We start from the raw sequence: 18,508 nt of genomic DNA on the forward strand, positions 1-18,508 counted from the left end.
CGCGCTGATCCCGGCGCGCTGATCCCGGCGCGCTGATCCCGGCGCGCTGATCCCGGCGCGCTGATCCCGGCGCGCTGATCCCGGCGCGCTGATCCCGGCGCGCTGATCCCGGCGCGCTGATCCCGGCGCGCTGATCCCGGCACCGAAAAGGCCCGCCATCCCATCCGGGATGGCGGGCCTTTCGATTCGCGGCCGCATCACAACGAAAGCTGGGATCTCTCGCCGGTCGAGCCCCGCCCTCGGCACGGAAAGATCCCAGCCTTCGCCGGAATGACGATCTACGGCATCAGGCGATCGCCGCCCGTCGCCCGCCCCGCTCCACCAGAACCGACACCACCAGCACCACCAGCCCCCCGATCGCCAGCGCCGCGCCGACATATCCGGTCGACGTCCACCCGTACCCACCAGCGATCGCCAGCCCGCCCAGCCACGGCCCCAGCGCATTGGCGGTGTTGAACGCGGAGTGATTGAGCGCCGCCGCCAGCCCCTGCGCATCGCCCGCGACATCCATCAGCCGCGTCTGCAACACCGTCCCCAGGCTCCCGCCCAGACCGACCGCCAGCACGCCGACCAGCAGGGTCGGAAAATGCAGCGCGGCCAGCGGCCACAATAGCAGCGCGACCGCGGAAAAGATCAGGACTCCCGCCGCGGTCGGCATCAGCGCACGGTCCGCGAAGCGAGGCACGATCAGGTTGCCCGCAGTCATCCCGATGCCGAACGCCACCAGCGCGATCGGCACCGCCTTCGGCGCGACGCCCGTTACCGCGACCATCGTATCCGCCAGATAGGTATAGACCGCGAACAGCCCGCCGAACCCGATCGCGCCGATGCCCAGCGTCAGCCACACCTGCGGCCGCGCCAGCGCGCTCAGCTCGCGCAGCGGGCTCGCATCGCGATCCGCCCGGTCGCGCGGCGCCAGCCACGCGACGAGCGCGACCGTCGTCATCGCCAGCCCGGCGACGATCGCGAACGACCACCGCCACCCCACGCTCTGCCCCAGCCAGTTCGCGACGGGCACGCCCACGATCGTCGCCACCGTCAGCCCCAGCAGCACCCGCGCCACCGCCGACGTCCGCCGGTCATGCGGCACGAGGCTGGCCGCGACCAGCGTCGCGATCCCGAAATACGCGCCATGCGGCAACCCGCTCAGGAAGCGGAACGCCAGCATCCATCCATAGGTCGGCGCCAGTGCGGACAGCGCGTTCGCCACCGCGAACATCGCCATCAGCGCGATCAGCAGCGTCCGCCGCGCCAGCTTCGCGCCCAGCACCGCCAGCAACGGCGCACCGACGACGACGCCCAGCGCATAGGCGCTGATGACATGCCCCGCGGTCGGCGCATCGACGCCAAGGTCGCGCGCCATGTCGGGGAGCAGGCTCATCGTCGCGAACTCGGTCGTCCCGATCGCGAACCCGCCCACCGCGAGCGCGAGGTGCACGAGCCCGACACGCGCGGGCGCGCCGGTGGTATCGGCGTCGGCCATGAGGATCATCCAGCAGTGAACGGAAGCGGGGAAGATGGTCATGCTGCGGTGCAGCGTCAACCCGCTCAAACCGTCATCCCGGACCTGATCCGGGATGACGGGGAAGACAAAGCCTCACCCCAGAACCGTCAGCCACTCCGCCTCGGGCGCCCGCGCCGCGCGCGTCCGGTTCGCCGGATCGTCAGCGTCCTCGACGCCGATCGCGACGCCGCAGAACAGCATCCGCTCCGCCGGCGTCCCAAGGAATCCTTCGATCGTATCCGGATATACCGCCCAGCATTCCTGCGGGCACGTCGCCAGCCCGGCTTCCACCGCCAGCAGCATCAGCGTCTGGAGATACATGCCCAGGTCGCCCCATTGCGGCGGCCCCATCCGCCGGTCGACCGTCACGAAATAGGCCGCGGGCGCGCCGAAGAACTGGAAGTTGCGCGCGAACCAGCGCTTGCGGGCCGCCTTGTCCTCGCGCGGGATCCCCAGATGTCCGTACAGTTCCTCGCCCACGCCGAAGATCCGCGCCTTCGTCTGCGCGGTCATCTCGGCCGGATAGATCTGGTAGCCCGGCTCTTCGGTTTCGCCGCGCTCCAGCTTGCCGCGCATGATCGCCTTCAGCTCGTCCATCGCCGCGCCGTGGACGATATCGACATGCCAGGGCTGGATGTTGCCCCCGGTCGCCGCGCGCGCGCTCTTCACCGCAAGGTCGCGCAGGACCTCCACCTCCACCGCGCGGTCGAGAAACCCCCGCACCGATCGCCGCGCCGCGACTGCCTCGCTCACATCCATGCCGTCACCCTCTTGCCGTGCGCGTCAATTTGCGCGAGAGAGTGCGGGATAACAGTTGTTATGGAGAGCGGAAAGATGCCCGAAGCCTATATCGTCGAAGCGGTGCGCACGGCCGGCGGCCGGCGCGGCGGCAGGCTCGCCGGCTGGCACCCCGCCGACATGGCGGGCAAGGTGCTCGACGCAGTCGTCGAACGCTCGGGTATCCCGCCCGAAGCGGTCGAGGACGTCATCATGGGCTGCGTCAGCCAGGGCGGCGAGCAGTCGTTCCAGGTCGGGCGCAACGCCGTCCTCGCCTCGAAACTCCCCGAGAGCGTCCCCGCGGTCACGATCGATCGCCAGTGCGGCTCCTCGCAGCAGGCGATCCAGTTCGCCGCGCAGGCGGTCATGTCGGGCACGCAGGACGTCGTGATCGCCGCCGGGGTCGAGAGCATGACGCGCGTGCCGATGGGCTCCACCGGCGTGCTCTTCGCCAAGGCCGGGCTCGGCAAGTCGAAGTCGCCGCAGGTCGAGGAACGCTATCCCGACATCCAGTTCAGCCAGTTCACCGGCGCGGAGATGATCGCGAAGAAGTTCGGCTTCTCCCGTGCCGATCTCGACGCCTTCGCGCTGAAGAGCCACCAGAAGGCCGCCGCCGCGACAGAACGCGGCGCCTTCGCCGACGAGATCGTCGTGCTCGACGTCGAGACGCCGGAGGGCACCGTCGCGCACGACCGCGACGAAGGCATCCGCGCCGATTCGACGCTCGAGTCGATCGGCGGCGTGAAGCTGCTCGACGAGAACGGCGTCATCACCGCCGCCTCCTCCAGCCAGATCTGCGACGGCGCCAGCGCGGTCCTGATCGTCAGCGAGGCGGCGCTCAAGCGGTATGGCCTGAAGCCGCTCGCCCGGATCAAGCAGCTTACCGTCACCGCGGGCGATCCCGTCGTGATGCTCGAGGAGCCGCTCTACGCCACCGACAAGGCGCTGAAGAAGGCCGGCCTCACGATCGACGAGATCGACCTGTACGAGGTGAACGAGGCGTTCGCTCCCGTCCCCCTCGCCTGGCTCAAGCATACCGGCGCGGATCCGGAGAAGCTCAACGTCAACGGCGGCGCGATCGCGCTCGGCCACCCGCTCGGCGCATCGGGCACCAAGCTGATGGCCACCCTCGTCCACGAACTGCGCCGTCGCGGCGGCCGCTACGGCCTGCAGACGATGTGTGAGGGCGGCGGGATCGCCAACGTGACCATCATCGAGAATTGCGACGCCTGAGACTTAACAACCCCCGCTCATCCTGAGGAGGGACTGAGCGAAGTCGAAGGCCCCTCTCGAAGGACATGCCGCGCGCGCGTGCTTCGAGACGCGTCTTCGGCTTCGCTCCGCCGCTTCTCGGTATGACGGATCTGGGAGGAGATGAATCCATGAAACTCGACACCACCACCGCCGCCGTCGTCACCGGCGGCGCCTCCGGCCTCGGCGCCGCCACCGCGCGCGCGCTCGCCGCCAAGGGCGTCAAGGTCGCGATCTTCGATCTCCAGGAGGAGAAGGGCGAGGCCGTCGCCGCCGAGATCGGCGGCACTTTCTGCAAGGTGAACGTCACCGACGACGCGAGCGTGGACGCCGGCTTCGAAAAGGCGCGCGCCGCGCACGGTCAGGAGCGCATCCTCGTCAACTGCGCGGGCACCGGCAACGCGATCAAGACCGCAAGCCGCAGCAAGACCGATGGCTCGATCAAGCACTTCCCGCTCGACGCGTTCAACTGGATCATCCAAATCAACCTCGTCGGCACCTTCCGCTGCATCGCCAAGTCGGCCGCGGGCATGCTGACGCTCGATCCGCAGGAGGACGGCGAGCGCGGCGCGATCGTCAACACCGCCAGCGTCGCGGCGGAGGACGGCCAGATGGGCCAGGCCGCCTATTCCGCGTCGAAGGGCGGCGTCGTCGGCATGACGCTGCCGATCGCGCGCGATTTGATGAGCGAGGGCATCCGCGTCAACACGATCCTGCCCGGCATTTTCGAGACGCCGCTGATGAACGGCGCGCCGCAGCCGGTGAAGGACGCGCTCGCCGCCTCGGTCCCCTTCCCCAAGCGCCTCGGCAAGCCGGAGGAATATGCCCAGCTCGCGATGACGATGATCGAATGCGGCTATTTCAATGGCGAGGACGTCCGCCTCGACGGCGCGATCCGCATGGCCCCGCGCTGACTCCAGCGTCGTCCCCACCCTTCCTCCGTCATCCCCGCCTTCCGTCATCCCCGCGAAGACGGGAACGAGGGAAGGCGCGGATGGACAAGACCGCGTCAAGTCCGGAACCCCGAAAGGCGACGATGTCCCGCCCTGCTCCCTGGCGCCTCGATCCCGCCCGTTACCCCGTCACCGAAACGGTCCAGACCCGTTTCCAGGATCTGGACCCGCTGGGTCATCTCAACAACGTGGCGTTCGCTGCGCTGTTCGAGACGGCGCGCGTCGGCTTCAACGCCCGCGCGGGCCGGTTCGGCGGGCAGGGATATGACGGGACCGACGGCGGGTTCCGGGGCGTGCTCGCGAGCAACACGATCAACTATCTGGTCGAGGGCAGCTATCCCGAGCCGGTAGAGATCGCCTCTGGCGTCGGCCATATCGGCAACCGCAGCTGGGAAATCCTGGAGGTGATGCTGCAGTCGGGCCGTCCGATCGCGACCTCGGACACCGTTCTGGTGATGAATGCGTCGAGCGGCGATCGCCTGCCCCCGGACTTTCGCGCACGGCTAGAGGCGCTACGCGTCCGGGGCGAGTGACGCTCGAAATGCGTCACCCCCGCACCGGCGAGGGTGACGCAAGTCTTCAGCGCTTTCCGCGCAGCGTGTTGAGCACCGCCAGTCCGACGACGCCGATCAGCGCCGCCGCCGTCCACGGACGATCCTTGGCGAACGCCTTGGCCTTGCCGACGATCTCGGGCTGTCCGTCGACCCCTGGCGCCAGCTGCTTCTGCACCGCGCCCTTCACCTGATCGAACACGCCGTCTGCCTGCAACGAACGGTCGCCCGTCGCCGCGCCCAGGGTTTCCTTCACGGAGCCGGTCACGGAATTGGCCTCGCCGGTCAGCTTGTCGGTCATGATACGGATCCTTTGCTAGAACTGGGAACGGCAGCGAAACCATCCAGCGTCGCTTTTGTGCCGTGCAGCATCCGCGAAATCAGTCGACGAACGTCGCCGCGCGCTTTTCCATGTTCGCGCGCACCGCCTCGATCTGGTTGGGGGATCGCATCAGCGCGATCTGTTCGCGGCTTTCCTCTGCCAGGATCGTGTCGCCGTCGGCGTCGGCGGCGATGTTGAACAGCCGCTTCGATGCGCGCACCGCATCCGGGCTGCGCCCCGCGATCGCGCGCGCCAGCGTCATCGCCTCGGCGACCGGATCCTCCGCCAGCCGCGTGATCAGTCCGAACCCCAGCGCCTCCTCGCCCGAGAATTCGCGCGCGGTATAGGTCAGCTCGCGCAGCACGTCGTCGCGCGCCAGCGTCCGCCACAGCGCCACCCCCGCCATGTCGGGCACCAGGCCCCAGAAGGTCTCGCGGATCGACATCCGCGTGTCCGCGCGCGCGATGCGGATGTCCGCGCCCGACAGCAGCTGGAACCCGCCCCCCATCGCCACGCCGTGCACCGCAGCGATCACCGGCATCGGCAGCTGCCGCCAGCCCCAGGCAAGGTTCTGCGCCGCGTTCGCCGCGCCGTGGCTGCGCGTCGCCAGGTCGGTCCCCGATCCGCCCCCCGCCATCGACGCCATGTCGAGCCCCGCACAAAAGGCCCGCCCCTCGCCCGACAGCACCACGACACGCACGTCGCGCCGCCCGCCGAGCGTCGCGATCGCGTCGTTGATGCCCGCGAACATCGCGGGATCGAGCGCGTTCATCTTGTCGGCGCGGGTCAGCCGCACGTCGGCGATGCCGTCCGCGACGGTGATGGAGACCCGGGGGGCGCTGTCGGCGGTCATGCTCGATCCTCTCTCGTTATACCCGCGACGCTACCTGCCGCGGGGACGAGCGTATAGCCCCGTCCCTTACGGGTGTGCAGCATCGGCCGACGCCCTCCGCCATCGAGCTCGGCGCGCAACCGCGAGACATGGACCTCCACCACATTGGTCCCCGGGTCGAACCCCAGCCCCCATATATCCGCGAGCAGCGCGGCGCGCGGCACCGTCGTCCCCGCGCGCCGCGCCAGGTGCAGAAGCAGTGCGTATTCGCGCGCGCGCAGCGTCAGCCGCCGCCCGGCCCGTGCCGCGACGCGCTCGACGGTATCGATCGACAGGTCCCCCACCTGTACCCGCGACCCCGCGCGCCGGACCAGCGCCCCCATCCGCGCCGCGACCAGCGCGTCGCAGGCCGCGTCGTCCGCGACATCGTCCGCCCCCGCATCGAGCAGCGCGACCTGCTGCGCGTCGCCCCGTCCCAGCGCCAGGATCGCCGCGCCCGGATACTCCGCGCGCACCGCCTCGATCGTCACCGGCGCCCGTGCGCGCAGCACCACTGCCGCGCCCGCTTCCGCCAGCCGCATCCCTCGCCCGGCGAGAAACCCTGCCAGCGCCGGACGATCGAGAAGGCTGACGACGGGCACCACGGTCGCGACGTACGGACGGCCGGGCTCAGCCGCGCCCCGGCCCCGCCGATGCGGATCGATCGATCGCCACCAGCCCCGCGCGCGCGTGTCCCGCGACCAGCGCGTCGGCATCGTCCACCGCCGCCGCCAGCACCGCCACCCGTTCGTCGGCCGAGCGCGCCGCGGATGCGAGCGCCCCGATCGCGGTCGCGCGCATCCGCGCCACCGGATGCCGCGCCGCCATCTCGCGGGCCAGCGCCACCCCGCCATCGCCTCCGAAATGGACCGCGAGCGCGACCAGCGTCTCCGCCGGGGTCACAGTCAGCGCCTCGACGATCCGATTCGCGCCGGTGTCGAACCGGTACTGCGTCCGCCATTGCTGCGCGGGTTCGTACGCCAGGATGTTGAGCGACACCGAGAACGCATCGGGCGGCAGCTGGACATGGACGTCGCGGTGCGCCCGGTACAGCAGCACCCGCCCCTCCGCGAGCCGCGACCGCTCCTCGAACACCAGCCCTGCCGCCTCGCCGGGCAACCCGGTCGCGCCATCGAACCGGTAATAATCGCTCCAGTATCCCGGCCCCAGATACCCGACGGTCAGGAACGAGAAATTATGGTCGTGCGGCAGGTCGTAGAAGAACGGCGCGGTCCCCGACGCCTTCACCACGGCATCGTCCGGCGCGGGCCAGAAGTTCGCGCGCAGCATATAGCGCCCGTTGGGTGGCCGCAGCATCAGCACCTGCGCACCATAGGCGTTGAGCGCCTGCCCCGCGAAACGCTGCTCCAGCTCGCGCACCGCCAGGTCCGCCAGGAACGTCCGGTTCCGCGCCAGCCGCGCCAACACCGGCCCGAACGCCGCGAACGCATCGAGGTCGCCGAGATCCGCGTCGCTCGCCTCCAGCGCGTCGATCAGTTCCTCCAGCGCGATCGCGTTCTCTGCGCCACCATCGATGTCGATCGGCATCAGTCCGCTTCCGCCATCATGGTTTCGACCTGCACCAGCGTCGCACCCGCCGCCACGCGGACCTCGTTGTGCGGATCCTCCGCCGCCATCTCGGCCAGACGGGGCAGTGCGGCGCGCACGTCGGTCGCCAGCCATTCGCGCATCGCGGCCCAGCGCAGGAAGAACGCGTCCCCCCGCGTCGCCGCGGCGAAGCACGCGCCCGCGTCCGCCCGCGCGCCGGTCCGCAACAGCGTCAGCAGCATCGTCGTGCGCGCGGCGTCCTCGTCCAGCATCGCGCTGCGCAGCAACGCCCCGTCCGTGATCCGGTATTCGCGCATCAGCGGCCCCTGCCCCGCGCGCAGCGTCGCGGTCACCGTCACCACGTCATCGCGCGCGTCGGCGAGCAGATGCGCGTGCGTCCGCCCGTCCATCCGCACCACCATGCCGTCCGCGATCGTTAGATCGGGGAGCGCGACGCACCGCCCCGCGGTCGCCGCCGAAAAGTCCGCGGTCGCCGGCTCGACCGTCCACCGCCGCACCCGCGCCCCGCCGCTGCGGACGTAGCGCACCACCGACATCCGCCCGGGCACGATCGCCGACACCGCCTCGCCCTGCGCCCGGAGCGTCTCCGCCGACACGACGGTCAGCGCGATCGAGACCCCGGACGCGTCGAACAGCACCGCCCCGGTCTTCAGCGCGTCGCGGCTCGCGCGCAGCGGCGGCTCGAACCACGCGTCCTCGCGAAGCCGGTCGATCATCGGCGTCAGCAGCGCTTCGATCGCCGGTCCGTCCGCCAGCACCGCCGCGGCGGCCTCCGTAGCCGCCACGACGTCACCCGGCGGCAACGCGGCGAACCGCGCCGCCAGAGCCCGATGATTCGCGCCCGAAAGCCAGTCGCGCGCGAACGCCTGCGATCGCACCCGCGATGCACGGATCGCCGCTCCATCGAGAGTCACCGGCTCAGCGCGGATTTTGTTCGTAGACGAGGATCGCGATGTTGATGAGCGATTCGAATACCTCGTCGCCCCCCGATTCGAGCGCGCGCATAGCCCCCGTCGTCGCGACCTGCGTCGTCAGGTCGATGATATGCGTGATGTCGATGCCGAAGATATCCATGGTCGCCCCCCGTTGGTTGAGGTCCGCAGGCTAGGGCGCGGTCCGGGTCCGGCGTAGTTACATCGGTGCAATGTTGCGCTGCGGCACTTCGCGTGTAGACCGGCGCGATGTTTCCCGATTTCGATCTCGGCCGGTTCGTCGGCAGCCGCCTCGACGGGCATGGCCGCAAGCTCGGCATCGCGTATCGCGCGCATGGTGACGACTGGTGCGAACTCGCGCTCCCCTACGGCCCGCACCTCGTCGGCAACATCGGCAGCGGCGTGATCGCGTCCGGACCCATCGTGTCGCTGATGGACATGGCGACCAGCCTGTCGATCTGGGCAAAGCACGGCAACTTCGTCGCACACGCCACGTTAGATCTGCGCGTCGATTATCTGCGCCCAGCGCGCCCCGGTAAAACCGTGATCGGTCGGGGCGAATGTTACCGGATCACGCGCTCGATCGCGTTCGTCCGCGGGCAGGCGCACGACGGCGATCCCGACGATCCGATCGCGCACGTCGCGGGAACCTACATGGCGCCGGAGGGCTATCGATGAAGCTGCCCCCCTATGCCGACACGCTCGGCGCGACGATCGACCCCGGCGAGGACGGCGCGCCCCCGGTGCTCGCGATGCCGTTCGGCCCCGACGTGATCGGCCGCCCCGGCTTCCTCCACGGCGGCGCGATCTCGGGCCTGCTCGAGGTCGCCGCGATCGCTGCGCTGATGCATGCGCTGGAGGGCGAGGGCGGCGGCGAGATCAAGCCGATCAACGTCACCGTCGATTTCATGCGCGGCGGCCGCGACAAGCTCACCCGCGCGCGCGGCATCGTCACCCGCCTCGGCACCCGCGTCGCCAATGTCGAGGCGACCGCCTGGCAGGACGATCCCGCCAGGCCGATCGCCGCCGCCCGGATGAATTACCTGATCGTGCGATAGGTCATCGCCGCGGCGCGGTCAGCTTCAGCAACCGCCCCTGCGACCCCTGCGCACCGTCCTCCAGCACCCAGATCGCGCCGTCCGGCCCCTGCTCCACCTCGCGGATTCTCGCGCCCATGTCCCATTGGTCGCCCTTCGCCGCAGAGGTGCCGTTCAGGTCCACCCGCACCAGCGACTGCGACGACAGCCCGCCGATGAACGCATCGCCCTTCCACTGCGGGAACATGCTGCCCGAATAGATCATCAGCCCGCCCGGCGAGATCACCGGGTTCCACGAAACCTTCGGCGCCTCATACCCGTCGCCGGGCTGGTGATCGGGAATGTCGCGCCCGTCATAATGCGATCCATTCGAAGCATTGGGCCAGCCATAGTTGCGCCCCGGCAGGACGAGGTTCACCTCGTCGCCCCCCTTCGGCCCCATCTCCTGCTCCCAGAGATTGCCCCGCGCATCGAACGCGATGCCCAGCAGGTTGCGGTGACCAAAGCTCCACACCTCGGGCAGGAACCCCTTCGCTGCGAGCGGATTGCCCGGCGCGGGCTTACCCTCTGGCGTCAGTCGCAGGACCTTGCCGAGCGACGCTTTGGGATCCTGTGCCGGCGTGAACTTCTGGCGGTCGCCATTGGTGAAGAACAGATATTTGCCGTCGGGCGAGAAGGCGATCCGCCCCGAATAATGCCCGTTGCCCTCCACGAACGGCGTGCCGCGGTACAGCGCCTCGATCTCGCCCAGTCGCTCGCCACCGGACCCACCGCCATCGGCCCGCAACCGCCCGCGCGCGAGGATCACGCCCTTGCCGCCCTCGCCCGCCGCGGAATAGCTGAAATACACGCGCTTGCTCGTCGCGAAATCGGGGGCGAGCACCACGTCCATCAGCCCGCCCTGGCCCGCCGAGTCGACGGTAATCGTGGCCACCGTCTGCCGCGCCTTGCCGTCCGCGGACACCAGCAGCATCTCGCCCGCCTTCTCGGTCACGAGCATCCGGCCGTCGGGCAGGAACGTCATCGCCCACGGCGCGGCGAAGTCCGCGACGACGGTCTGGGTGAACGGCTTTGCACCCGCACCGGCGGATGCGCCCGCCTGCGGCTCGGCGGAACACGCGGCGGACGTAAGAAGGGCGGCTGCGAACAGGCTGCGACGGATCATGCGAGACTCCCGGATACGATGATGCCCGGATAGCGCGGACACTGGCCACTTGTTCCCTTTCAGAGCTTGCCGGAAGGGGATTGCCCCCCGCCCCGACCTCATCTATATCGCAGGCGCTTTCTCGACATCGTCAGATGAAGAGGCTGCGGGGCCCGGCTCCGCGGCGGCACTCACTCATGTCCCGGAACACCTGCGCTTGGCCGACATCGCCGTCCTCACCGCCCTGATCGAACCCGAAGCGAAGGCGCTCGGCTTCGACCTCGTCCGCGTGAAGATGTTCGGCGGTCGCGAGGATCGCACGCTCCAGATCATGGCGGAGCGCCCCGAAACCCGCCAGCTCCTGATCGACGATTGCGCCGAACTCTCGCGCCGCATCTCGGACCTGTTCGACGAGAAGGATCCGATCGAGGAAGCCTATCGCCTCGAAGTCTCGAGCCCCGGCATCGATCGCCCGCTCACCCGTGCGAAGGATTTCGCCGACTGGGCCGGGCACGAGGCGCGGATCACGCTCCTCGAAAAGATCGAGGGCCGCAAGATCCTGACCGGCGATCTGATCGGCGCGGAAGGCGAGCATGTCTCGATCGACGTGCGCGGGTTCCACCCGATGACCGTCACAATGGCGGACATCGCCGACGCCAAGCTGACGATCACCGATCGCCTCCTCGCCGCCACCGCGCCGCTTTCGACGGCCGGCGCGGACGAGGAAGAATTCGAAGACGACGAGTCGGCAGTCGCCGACGGGGACGACACCAACGACCACGGCGCGTCCGACGACGATGCCGAGACGGAAGGACAGAAGTAAGATGGCCAGCGTAGCCACCGCCAACCGCGCCGAACTGATCGCGATCGCCAATTCGGTCGCGTCGGAGAAGATGATCGACAAGGGCATCGTCATCGAGGCGATGGAGGACGCGATCCAGCGCGCCGCCAAGGCCCGCTACGGCGCCGAGAACGACATCCGCGCGAAGCTCGATCCCAACACCGGCGATCTTCGCCTGTGGCGCGTCGTCGAGGTGGTCGAGGCGGTCGACGACTATTTCAAGCAGGTGGATCTCAAGGGCGCCGAGAAGCTCCAGAAGGGCGCGGCCGTCGGCGACTATATCGTCGATCCGCTGCCCCCGATCGAGTTCGGCCGCATCGCCGCGCAGGCCGCCAAGCAGGTGATCTTCCAGAAGGTCCGCGATGCGGAGCGCGAGCGCCAGTATGAAGAGTTCAAGGATCGCCAGGGCGAGATCATCACCGGCGTCGTCAAGCGCGTCGAGTTCGGCCATGTCGTCGTCGACCTGGGCCGCGCCGAAGGCGTCATCCGCCGCGACGCGCAGATCCCGCGCGAAGTCGTGCGCGTCAACGATCGCATCCGCTCGCTGATCCTCAACGTCCGTCGCGAGAACCGCGGGCCCCAGATCTTCCTCAGCCGCGCGCATCCGGACTTCATGAAGAAGCTGTTCGCGCAGGAAGTTCCCGAGATCTACGACGGCATCATCGAGATCAAGGCGGCCGCGCGCGATCCCGGCTCGCGCGCCAAGATCGGCGTCATCAGCCATGACAGCTCGATCGACCCCGTCGGCGCCTGCGTCGGCATGAAGGGCAGCCGCGTCCAGGCCGTCGTGCAGGAGATGCAGGGCGAGAAGATCGACATCATCCCCTGGTCGCCCGACACCGCCACCTTCGTCGTCAACGCGCTCCAGCCCGCGAATGTCAGCCGCGTCGTAATCGACGAGGAGGAGGACCGGATCGAGGTCGTCGTCCCCGACGACCAGCTCAGCCTCGCGATCGGCCGTCGCGGCCAGAACGTCCGCCTCGCCTCGCAGCTCACCGCCAAAGCGATTGACATCCTGACCGAGCAGGACGCGTCCGAAAAGCGCCAGAAGGAATTCGTCGAGCGGTCCGAGATGTTCCAGAACGAGCTGGACGTCGACGAGACGCTGGCGCAGCTGCTGGTCGCCGAGGGCTTCGGCGCGCTCGAAGAGGTCGCCTATGTCGAGCTCGACGAGCTCGCCGGGATCGAGGGCTTCGACGAGGATCTGGCCGCCGAGCTCCAGAACCGCGCCGCCGAGGGCCTCGAGCGCCGCGAGCAGGCGAACCGCGAGGAGCGCACCGCGCTCGGCGTCGAGGATGCGCTGGCCGCGCTGCCCTACATGACCGAGGCGATGCTGGTCACGCTCGGCAAGGCCGGGATCACGACGCTTGACGACCTCGCCGATCTGGCGACCGACGAGCTGATCGAGAAGAAGCGCGTCGAGCCGCGCCGCCGCAACGAGGACGCCCCCAAGCGCCCCGAGCACAAGGGCGGCGTGCTCGCGGAATACGGCCTGAACGAAGAGCAGGGCAATGAGATGATCATGGCCGCCCGCGCGCACTGGTTCGAGGACGAAGCGCCAGCGGCCGAGGCGGAAGCCCCCGAAGCCGAAGCCGAAGATACCGAGTCGAAGGACGAGAACGCCTGATGCCGTTCGTCTCGATCAGGCTGGCGGGCTCCGCCACGAAGGGCCAGAAGGCGGGGCTGGTGGCGGACGTCACCGCCTCGCTGGTGGCGCGGCTGGGCAAGAATCCGGCCGCGGTCCAGGTCGTGATCGAGGAAGTCTCCACCGAAAACTACGGCGCCGGGGGCCAGCTGATCGTCGACCGCGACGCGCCCGCCCCAGCAGTCGCCCCTCGTTCCGGGGAGGACGCGCATGCGGACCTCTCGCAATGAGACGCTGACGGCCAGCCATCCGGACCGGGACGGGGACGATACAGGCCCCATCCGCTCCTGCATCCTCACCCGCGACCGTGCGTCGCCGTCGGCGCTCGTGCGGCTCGCGCTCGCTCCCGACGGTCGCATCCACCCCGATGTCCGCGCCAAGGCGCCGGGCCGCGGCGCATGGATCGGGGTCACCAAGACGGAACTCGAGACCGCACTCGCGAAGGGCAAGCTGCGCGGCGCCCTCGCTCGCGCGTTCAAGACCGGCGAGTTCACGCTCGATCCCGCGCTTCCCGATTCGATCGACGATGCCCTCCGCCGCAACGCGCTCGACCGCCTCGGGCTGGAAGCGCGCGCTGGCACCGTCCTGACGGGCAGCGACAAGATCGCCGCCGCCGCCCGCTCGGGCCAGCTCCACGCGCTCTATCACGCCGCCGACGCCAGCGACGACGGCGCGCGCAAGCTCGCCCAGGCCTGGCGAGTCGGCGAGGATCGCGAGGGTTCCGATCTCAAGGGGTTGGCGCTGCCGATCGCACGCCCCATATTGTCGTTGGCGCTGGGCCGCGAGAATGTGGTACATATCGGCGTCATCGACCGCATGGCGGCTGCGAGGTTGGGCGAAGCGCTCGACCGGTGGCTGCACTTTATCGGACCCGAACCCATATCAGAGCCTTGCGAAACGGCCTCGCAGGGCGCATCGGCGCCCGGATTATCCGGGTCCGGCACGACCAACGGCAACCCGGCCGTAGACCACGACGAGGAATTTGAGTGAGCGAGACCGACAACGACAAGCCGAAGCTCGGGATGCGTGCGCCGCTGGGGCTCAAGCGCACCGTCGAGACCGGCAAGGTAAAGCAGAGCTTCAGCCATGGCCGTTCGAACACGGTCGTGGTCGAGGTGAAGCGGCGCCGCGTGCTCGGTCCGCAAGGTGCCGCGCCCGAGACGACGCCCGAGCCTACGCCGGCCCCCGCCGCACCGGTCGCACGCGCGCCCGAGCCGCCGCGCGCCGCGCCGGCACCGGCGCGTGACAATCTGTCGGCGCAGGAGCGCCAGACGATGCTGCTCCGCGAGGCCGAGGAGCAGCGCATGCACGCGCTGGAGGACGCGCGTCGCCGCGAGGACACCGGTCGCCAGACCGCGGCCGATGCCGAGCGTCGCCGCGCCGAGGAGAAGCGCGTCGAGGCGGAAGCGCCCGCCCCCGTTGCCGATCCCGCACCGGAGCCCGCCCCCGTGGCCGCCGCACAGCCCGAAGCGGCCCCGGCCCCGGTCGTGATCGACACGCCGACCCCGCCGCGCATGTTCAGCCCGGTCAAGCCGCCCGAGCGCGCGCCCGAACCCGAGCCGGTTGCGGAGGCCGCCCCGGCACCCGCGCCTGCGCCGGAGCCGACCCCCGCGCCGGTCGCGGCCACGCCCGCCCCGGCCCCCACGCCGGCGCCGACACCCGCTCCCGCCCCCACGCTCGAGCTCGGCCGCGATCCCTCGATGCCCGCGCCGCGTCGTTTCTCGCCGGTCGCGCGTCCCGAGATCCCGAAGCCGCAGCCAAAGCCCGAGCCGAAGGCCGAACCCGCGCAGACGACGGCGTCCGCGCCGGCGGCAGCCGGCGGCGCCTCGCGTCCGCTTCCCAGCGGTCAGGCGACACCGCGCAACACCGGCACCCCGGGCCGCCCGCAGCAGCGCGACCGCAAAGGCGACGAGCGTCGTGGCGGCAAGCTGACCGTCAACCGCGCGCTTGGCGACGATGGTGCGCGCTCGCGCAGCCTCGCCGCACTCAAGCGGGCGCGCGAAAAGGAAAAGCGCCACTTCGGCGGCCCGCGCGAGCAGCAGGCCAAGCAGGTCCGCGACGTTCAGGTTCCCGAGGCGATCACCGTCCAGGAACTCGCCAACCGCATGGCGGAAAAGGGCGCGGATCTCGTCAAGACGCTGTTCAAGATGGGCATGCCCGTCACGATGACGCAGACGATCGACCAGGACACCGCCGAGCTGCTGGTGACCGAGTTCGGCCACAACATCGTCCGCGTGTCCGACAGCGACATCGATCTCGCGCTCGACACGACCGAGGACACCGAAGAGCAGCTCCAGCCGCGTCCCCCGGTCGTCACGATCATGGGCCATGTCGATCACGGCAAGACGTCGCTGCTCGACGCACTGCGCGGCACCGATGTCGTCCGCGGCGAGGCGGGTGGCATCACCCAGCATATCGGCGCGTATCAGGTGACGCTCAAGGACAAGTCGCGGATCACCTTCCTCGACACGCCGGGCCATGAGGCATTCACGCAGATGCGCGCGCGTGGTGCGGACGTCACCGACATCGTGGTGCTGGTGGTCGCCGCCGACGACGGGCTGATGCCGCAGACGATCGAGGCGATCAATCACACCAAGGCCGCCGGCGTCCCGATGATCGTCGCGATCAACAAGATCGACAAGCCGGAGGCCAACGCCCAGCGCGTGCGCGAGCGTCTGCTCGAGCACGACATCCAGGTCGAGGCGATGGGCGGCGAGACGCAGGACGTCGAGGTCTCCGCGACCAAGAAGCTCGGGCTCGACGATCTCATCGAGAAGATCCAGCTCCAGGCCGAACTGCTCGATCTGCGCGCCAACCCCGATCGCGAGGCCGAAGGCACCGTGATCGAGGCGAAGCTCGACAAGGGCCGCGGCCCCGTCGCGACGATCCTCGTCAATCGCGGCACGCTCAAGGTCGGCGACGTGTTCGTCGTCGGCGCGGAAAGCGGCAAGGTGCGCGCGCTGATGGACGACAAGGGGCGCCAGCTCAAGGAAGCCGGCCCCTCGATGCCGGTTGAGGTTCTCGGCCTCTCGGGCACGCCGTCGGCGGGCGATCCGCTTCAGGTCGTCGAGAACGAGGCGCGTGCACGCGAAGTCGCGGAGTATCGCCAGGGCGTGTTGAACCAGAAGCGGACGACGTCGGCGCCCGCGTCGCTCGATTCGATGTTCTCCGCATTGAAGGAGAAGCAGGCGATCGAGTATCCGCTCGTCGTCAAGGCGGACACGCAGGGCACGGTCGAGGCGATCGTCGGCGCGATCAACAAGATCAGCACCGATCTCATCAAGGCGCGCGTGCTCCATTCGGGCGTCGGCGGAATCACCGAGAGCGACGTGACGCTGGCCGCGGCCAGCGGCGCGCCGATCATCGGCTTCAACGTGCGTCCGAACGCCAAGGCGCGCGAGATCGCGGAGCGCCAGAAGGTCGCGTTCAAATATTACGACGTGATCTACACGCTGACGGACGAGATTCGTGCGGGCATGGCGGGCGAGCTCGGGCCGGAGGCGTTTGAGACGGTCGTCGGCCGCGCGGAAATCCGCGACGTGTTCTCGGCGGGCAAGACCGGCAAGGCCGCCGGCCTGCTCGTGGTCGAGGGCGTCATCCGCAAGGCGCTCAAGGCACGCATCACGCGCAACGACGTCATCATCTATCAGGGCGAGATCGCCTCGCTGCGCCGCTTCAAGGACGATGTTCCCGAGGTGCGCGCAGGCCTCGAATGCGGTGTCACGTTCACGCAGAACTTCACCGACATCAAGGCGGGCGACTATCTCGAGACGTTCGAAGTCGAGATGCGCGAACGGACGCTTTAAGCTCTACTCCCCCTCCCGTCTGCGGGAGGGGGCCGGGGGGTGGGCTCCCGGTACGATCCTTGGCGCAACATTGTCGGCCGGGTGCTCACCCCCGGCCCCTCCTGCAAGCGGGAGGGGAGAAGTCATGAACAAAGAGCCCCAGGAAAAGTCGGTCCGCACGCTGCGTGTCGGCGAACAGGTGCGCCACGTCCTGTCCGAGATCCTCCAGCGCGGCGACGTCCACGACGTCACGCTCTCGAAGCATGTCATCTCGATCACCGAGGTCCGCATGTCGCCCGATCTGCGCCACGCCACCGTCTTCGTGAAGCCGCTGCTCGGCAAGGACGAGGCGGCGGTGCTCAAGGCGCTGCGCACCAACACCGCCTATCTGCAACGCGAGGTCGCGGCGCGGATTCAGACGAAATACGCCGCGAAATTGAAGTTCCTCGCGGACGAGAGCTTCGACGAGGGCAGCCATATCGACACGCTGCTCCGCGCGCCCGAGGTCGCACGCGATCTCGACTGAGGCGTACGCTTTTCGCGCGATGACCCGCGCGGATCTGCCGATGGTGCGCCGCTGGCTCGATACGCCCGCCGCGCGGCGCTGGTGGGGCGATCCGGCGCGCGAGGAGGCGCTGCTGCGCGACGATCTCGACGAACCCGCGATGTCGATGCTGATCGTCAGCCACGCCGGCGAGCCCTTCGCCTATGCGCAGCATTACCCGGTCCACGCCTGGCCCTCCCCCCAGTTCGCGCACCTGCCCAGCGGCACCCGTGCGATCGACACCTTCATCGGCAAGCCTGCGATGCTCGGGCAAGGACACGGCACCGCGTTTCTGCGCGTGCTGGCGCAACATCTCCGCCGACACGGCGTCCCGAAGGTCGCGATCGATCCCGACATCCGCAACCACCGCGCGCGGCGGGCCTACGCCCGCGCCGGCTTTTCGCGCGAGCGCATCGTGGCCGGTGCCGCCAAGCGCCCCGCAGTGGTGATGCTGTTCGACGATTGACTCGCCATCGGGTAAGACGCATCTTACCGGGATGGGCGCGCAAACGAAGATGTCGGGCAAGGGTCAGGTCGTCATCCCGAAGGATGTGCGCGATCGCCTGCACCTGCGTGCCGGGGATGCGCTCGATGTGATCGAGCAGCCCGATGGAATTCTGCTGCGCAAGCCTGCCCCCCGGAAGAGCGGACGGACTGCGGAGGAGATTTTTGCGCATATTCGCGAAATCGCGCCGCCCTGGCACGGCCCGCCCGTCTCGATCGAGGACATGAACCGGGCTGTGGACGAGATGTTCGCGGCACGCGGGAAAGATGGCATCTGA

At 69.3% G+C, this 18,508-nt stretch carries 22 protein-coding genes; 13 read left to right on the forward strand and 9 right to left on the reverse strand.

Translation table 11 applies throughout. From position 1 onward, the window contains the following. Positions 1-286: 286 nt before the first annotated feature. The gene (locus tag ACV7NO_RS12535) at positions 287-1,483 is read right to left on the reverse strand and encodes an MFS transporter (protein WP_463406319.1); all 1,197 of its coding nucleotides are present in this window, start codon (positions 1,481-1,483) and stop codon (positions 287-289) included. A gap of 114 nt (positions 1,484-1,597) precedes the next feature. Continuing rightward, positions 1,598-2,263 carry a nitroreductase gene (locus ACV7NO_RS12540; RefSeq protein WP_463406320.1) on the reverse strand — a complete coding sequence of 222 codons (666 nt, stop codon included), beginning with the start codon at positions 2,261-2,263 and terminating at the stop codon, positions 1,598-1,600. A 75-nt stretch (positions 2,264-2,338) separates the two neighbouring features. Here ACV7NO_RS12540 and ACV7NO_RS12545 point away from each other — a divergent pair, with 75 nt between their 5' ends. The 3 genes from ACV7NO_RS12545 (at position 2,339) to ACV7NO_RS12555 (ending at position 5,018) form a co-directional block, all read left to right on the forward strand. Continuing rightward, positions 2,339-3,514, forward strand: coding sequence for an acetyl-CoA C-acetyltransferase (locus ACV7NO_RS12545; RefSeq protein ID WP_463406321.1), 1,176 nt, complete (start codon positions 2,339-2,341; stop codon positions 3,512-3,514). 149 nt (positions 3,515-3,663) lie between these two features. Continuing rightward, entirely contained in the window at positions 3,664-4,446 is a 783-nt protein-coding gene (locus ACV7NO_RS12550) for an SDR family NAD(P)-dependent oxidoreductase (protein WP_463406322.1), read from the forward strand. 122 nt (positions 4,447-4,568) lie between these two features. Then, positions 4,569-5,018, forward strand: a complete 450-nt coding sequence (locus ACV7NO_RS12555; RefSeq protein ID WP_463406323.1) for an acyl-CoA thioesterase — start codon at positions 4,569-4,571, stop codon at positions 5,016-5,018. A 46-nt stretch (positions 5,019-5,064) separates the two neighbouring features. Here the strand turns inward: ACV7NO_RS12555 and ACV7NO_RS12560 are convergent, their stop codons facing one another. The 6 genes from ACV7NO_RS12560 to ACV7NO_RS12585 form a co-directional block, all read right to left on the reverse strand. After that, positions 5,065-5,337, reverse strand: coding sequence for a CsbD family protein (locus ACV7NO_RS12560; RefSeq protein WP_463406324.1), 273 nt, complete (start codon positions 5,335-5,337; stop codon positions 5,065-5,067). 79 nt (positions 5,338-5,416) lie between these two features. After that, positions 5,417-6,211 carry a crotonase/enoyl-CoA hydratase family protein gene (locus tag ACV7NO_RS12565; protein WP_463406325.1) on the reverse strand — a complete coding sequence of 265 codons (795 nt, stop codon included), beginning with the start codon at positions 6,209-6,211 and terminating at the stop codon, positions 5,417-5,419. Then, complete coding sequence (locus ACV7NO_RS12570; RefSeq protein WP_463406326.1) at positions 6,208-6,945, reverse strand: winged helix-turn-helix domain-containing protein; 738 nt, start codon at positions 6,943-6,945, stop codon at positions 6,208-6,210. The genes ACV7NO_RS12565 and ACV7NO_RS12570 overlap by 4 nt, the downstream gene beginning before the upstream one ends. Next, on the reverse strand, positions 6,860-7,777 hold the full coding sequence (locus tag ACV7NO_RS12575) for a transposase (protein ID WP_463406327.1): 918 nt from the start codon (positions 7,775-7,777) through the stop codon (positions 6,860-6,862). Before ACV7NO_RS12575 ends, ACV7NO_RS12570 begins: the two co-directional genes overlap by 86 nt. Next, positions 7,777-8,712: a hypothetical protein gene (locus ACV7NO_RS12580; RefSeq protein WP_463406328.1), complete on the reverse strand. Its 936-nt coding sequence runs from the start codon at positions 8,710-8,712 to the stop codon at positions 7,777-7,779. Before ACV7NO_RS12580 ends, ACV7NO_RS12575 begins: the two co-directional genes overlap by 1 nt. Before the next feature lie 4 nt (positions 8,713-8,716). Beyond that, complete coding sequence (locus tag ACV7NO_RS12585) at positions 8,717-8,872, reverse strand: hypothetical protein (protein WP_463406329.1); 156 nt, start codon at positions 8,870-8,872, stop codon at positions 8,717-8,719. Positions 8,873-8,979: 107 nt separating this feature from the next. Here ACV7NO_RS12585 and ACV7NO_RS12590 point away from each other — a divergent pair, with 107 nt between their 5' ends. After that, positions 8,980-9,408: a PaaI family thioesterase gene (locus ACV7NO_RS12590; protein ID WP_463406330.1), complete on the forward strand. Its 429-nt coding sequence runs from the start codon at positions 8,980-8,982 to the stop codon at positions 9,406-9,408. Continuing rightward, positions 9,405-9,788, forward strand: a complete 384-nt coding sequence (locus ACV7NO_RS12595) for a PaaI family thioesterase (protein ID WP_463406331.1) — start codon at positions 9,405-9,407, stop codon at positions 9,786-9,788. Before ACV7NO_RS12590 ends, ACV7NO_RS12595 begins: the two co-directional genes overlap by 4 nt. Before the next feature lies 1 nt (position 9,789). Here the strand turns inward: ACV7NO_RS12595 and ACV7NO_RS12600 are convergent, their stop codons facing one another. Beyond that, complete coding sequence (locus tag ACV7NO_RS12600) at positions 9,790-10,932, reverse strand: PQQ-dependent sugar dehydrogenase (RefSeq protein WP_463406332.1); 1,143 nt, start codon at positions 10,930-10,932, stop codon at positions 9,790-9,792. A gap of 196 nt (positions 10,933-11,128) precedes the next feature. On the opposite strand from ACV7NO_RS12600, the gene rimP reads away from it, so the two are divergent. From rimP to ACV7NO_RS12640, 8 genes are all read left to right on the forward strand, one after another. After that, positions 11,129-11,734 (forward strand): ribosome maturation protein RimP, encoded by a 606-nt coding sequence (rimP, locus tag ACV7NO_RS12605; protein WP_463406333.1) that lies wholly within the window; start codon positions 11,129-11,131, stop codon positions 11,732-11,734. Between the two features lies 1 nt (position 11,735). Beyond that, positions 11,736-13,379, forward strand: coding sequence for a transcription termination factor NusA (gene nusA / locus ACV7NO_RS12610; RefSeq protein ID WP_463406334.1), 1,644 nt, complete (start codon positions 11,736-11,738; stop codon positions 13,377-13,379). Continuing rightward, on the forward strand, positions 13,379-13,627 hold the full coding sequence (locus ACV7NO_RS12615) for a tautomerase family protein (protein ID WP_463406335.1): 249 nt from the start codon (positions 13,379-13,381) through the stop codon (positions 13,625-13,627). Before nusA ends, ACV7NO_RS12615 begins: the two co-directional genes overlap by 1 nt. Further along, entirely contained in the window at positions 13,608-14,387 is a 780-nt protein-coding gene (locus ACV7NO_RS12620; protein WP_463406336.1) for a DUF448 domain-containing protein, read from the forward strand. Before ACV7NO_RS12615 ends, ACV7NO_RS12620 begins: the two co-directional genes overlap by 20 nt. After that, a complete protein-coding gene (infB, locus tag ACV7NO_RS12625; RefSeq protein ID WP_463406337.1) occupies positions 14,384-17,203 on the forward strand; it encodes a translation initiation factor IF-2 in 2,820 nt (939 codons plus the stop codon). The genes ACV7NO_RS12620 and infB overlap by 4 nt, the downstream gene beginning before the upstream one ends. A gap of 124 nt (positions 17,204-17,327) precedes the next feature. Continuing rightward, positions 17,328-17,708 carry a 30S ribosome-binding factor RbfA gene (gene rbfA, locus ACV7NO_RS12630; RefSeq protein ID WP_463406338.1) on the forward strand — a complete coding sequence of 127 codons (381 nt, stop codon included), beginning with the start codon at positions 17,328-17,330 and terminating at the stop codon, positions 17,706-17,708. A gap of 19 nt (positions 17,709-17,727) precedes the next feature. Next, complete coding sequence (locus ACV7NO_RS12635; RefSeq protein WP_463406339.1) at positions 17,728-18,192, forward strand: GNAT family N-acetyltransferase; 465 nt, start codon at positions 17,728-17,730, stop codon at positions 18,190-18,192. A 31-nt stretch (positions 18,193-18,223) separates the two neighbouring features. After that, positions 18,224-18,508, forward strand: a complete 285-nt coding sequence (locus ACV7NO_RS12640) for an AbrB/MazE/SpoVT family DNA-binding domain-containing protein (RefSeq protein ID WP_463406340.1) — start codon at positions 18,224-18,226, stop codon at positions 18,506-18,508.

This window comes from Sphingomonas sp. Ell38C01 (assembly GCF_055231975.1).